This window comes from Steroidobacter sp. (genome assembly GCF_016790065.1).
GTDB lineage: Bacteria > Pseudomonadota > Gammaproteobacteria > Steroidobacterales > Steroidobacteraceae > Steroidobacter.
Window position 1 is genome coordinate 1 of sequence record NZ_JAEUPY010000574.1, and the last position, 2402, is coordinate 2402.

At 61.0% G+C, this 2402-nt stretch carries 2 protein-coding genes and 1 pseudogene; 2 read left to right on the top strand and 1 reads right to left on the bottom strand.

Features of this window, described 5'->3' with window-relative positions:
• Together JNL55_RS23905 and JNL55_RS23910 are read left to right on the top strand one after the other, a co-directional pair.
• Positions 1-499, top strand: a pseudogene (locus JNL55_RS23905) (glucose/galactose MFS transporter); the annotation flags it as partial.
• On the top strand, positions 483-1268 hold the full coding sequence (locus JNL55_RS23910) for an IclR family transcriptional regulator (protein ID WP_293860072.1): 786 nt from the start codon (positions 483-485) through the stop codon (positions 1266-1268). The pseudogene JNL55_RS23905 and the gene JNL55_RS23910, both read left to right, overlap by 17 nt.
• Here JNL55_RS23910 and JNL55_RS23915 read toward each other — a convergent pair.
• Positions 1255-2402: glycosyl hydrolase family 95 catalytic domain-containing protein (locus tag JNL55_RS23915; protein WP_293860075.1), on the bottom strand; the 1148-nt coding region annotated here is incomplete at its 5' end. The genes JNL55_RS23910 and JNL55_RS23915 overlap by 14 nt on opposite strands.

Genomic DNA, 2402 nt, shown 5'->3' on the forward strand with positions numbered 1-2402 from the left:
GCAGGTGGGCGTGTGGAGTTTCATGATTCGTTACGCGCAGGCTGAGGTGCCCGGCATGGGCGAGAAGACCGCTGCGAGTTATCTGACGGCGTCGCTGGTCGGCTTCATGATCGGGCGATTCGTCGGCACGGCGCTGATGAGTCGGGTCAGTCCTACGCGCTTGATGGCTGGGTTCGCGGCCATCAACGTCGCGTTGACCTTGGTGGCGGTGTTCGTCGGCGGCGCGCTCGGCCTCTATGCGCTCGCAGCGACCAGCATTTTCATGTCCATCATGTTCCCCACCATCTTTGCCAGCTCGCTGCGCAATCTGGGGCCGCTGACCGAAGCTGCCTCGTCGTTCCTGGTGATGAGCATCATTGGCGGGGCTGTGCTGACGGCCGTGATGGGGGCCGTGTCGGATGCGAGCGCAATCCACTACGCCATCCTGGTGCCGACGCTTTGTTTCGTGGTGATCGGCGGCTTCGCGTCTTATAATGGCGCGCATGGCCGCTCGAGATGACGAAGAACGTAAGTACAGTGCACCGGCTCTGGAGAAGGGGCTGGATGTGCTCGAGCTGTTGGCGACTCGGGGCACGCCACTGACCATGTCGCAGATCGCCGCGGAGCTCAATCGCTCCATCAGCGAACTGTTCAGGATGGTGGATGCGCTGGTCCATCGCGGCTATGTGGCGCATGCCGCTTCCGGCGACGGCTTCGAGCTGACCAACAAGCTGTTTGCATTGGGTATGGCTCGCGCGCCGACCAAGAGCTTGCTGGAAGATGCGCTGCCGGAAATGCGAAAGCTCAGTCATGTCATCGGCCAGTCGTGTCATCTCGCGGTGGCGAGCGATGAGCAAATGGTCGTGGTGGCGCGTATCGAAGCGCCTGGCAATCAAGGCTTCTCAGTGCGCGTGGGCTATCGGCGGCCGCTGGTCGAGTCCACTTCCGGTTTGGTGTTGTATGCGTTTCAACCGGAGAGCGTGCGGACCGAGTGGCGCACTCGACTCGCGGCTACGACGACGCAAAAAGCTTGGAAGTCCTTCGAGGAGCGCTCTGCACAGGCGCGCACTCAAAAGTACGTCAAGGCGGATAGCGATGTGACGCGACACATCGTCGATTTATCGGCGCCGGTCATGGCGGTTGATGGCGTGGCCGCAGCGTTGACCTGTCCCTATATCGAAACGCCGTTCGCTATTCCGGTGAAAGACACCATCGCGGCGATTCGTCATACGGCCGCCGAGATTTCTCAAAAGGTCAGTGCGGACGAGAACGCCGCTACGTTGCGCTGAGCTGGCCGTCCCGCAGCGTCAACGTTTGACTGCGTCCCGCCTTGATGGATAGCGGCAGGGACGATCCCTGCGCGCGAAAGATCCAATGGCCGTCGCGAATGGCGCTGGCACGACATTCGTTGAGCGATCCATTGCGCCAACTCAGATCGACTCGCAGTCCGCCTCGCGCGCGCAGTCCTGTGATGGAGCCTTGAGGCCAGGCGCTGGGGAGTGCGGGTAGCAACCAGATTTCGTCGTCGTCCGTCGGTGACTTCAAACTTTGTAACAGCATTTCGGTGATGCCGCTGGTGCCGCCGAAGTTGCCGTCGATCTGAAACGGCGGATGCGCATCGAACAAGTTTGGATAGGTGCGCTCGGGGCCGAGCAGTAGCTTCAGGATGCGATGAGCGCGCTCTCCGTCGCGTAGTCGAGCACGCAGGTTTAATCGCCAACCGATGCCCCAACCGGTCGCTTCATCGCCACGAGCATCTAAAGAGTGGCGCGCGGCGGTGGCGAGGGCAGGGGTGTGATCTACGCTGATCTGATTGGACGGATACAGTCCATATAAATGAGAGACGTGGCGATGGTTGATCTCGGGCACGCTGGCATCCCAGTCGTCCAGCCATTCCTGGAGTTGTCCTTGCGCCCCGATCTGGTCCGGTGGCAGTCGCTTACGTGTGCTGTGCAACGATTGGATGAATGCGTCGTCACGCTGCAGTAGTTTTGCAGCCTTCGCTGTGTTGGCGAACAGATCGCGCAGGATCTGATTGTCCATGGCCGGGCCGGCGGCGATGGAGACATTCGGCCGATGCGTGTTTTCCGGCGACATGGACGGGTTGGTGACCAACCATTGGCCGTTGGGGTGTTCGACCAAGGTGTCCAGGAAAAACTCGGCGCAGGATTTCAGCACGGGATACACCGAGTCGAGATAACGCAAGTCACGGCCGTAGTCGTAGTGATCCCACAGATGTTGGCACAGCCAGGTGCCGCCCATCGGCCACATGCCCCACTTGGCGCCGTCCACTGGCGCCGTCGCGCGCCATAGGTCTGTGTTGTGATGAGTGACCCAGCCGCGTGCGCCGTACATCGCCTTCGCGGTTCTTGCGCCGGTGACGGAGAGGTCTTTCAACATTGCGATCAACGGTTCGACGCACT

Bases quoted from the DNA above. Each gene is read 5' to 3' on its own strand.
- JNL55_RS23910 (WP_293860072.1), top strand. From the start codon at position 483: ATGGCCGCTCGAGATGACGAAGAACGTAAGTACAGTGCACCGGCTCTG.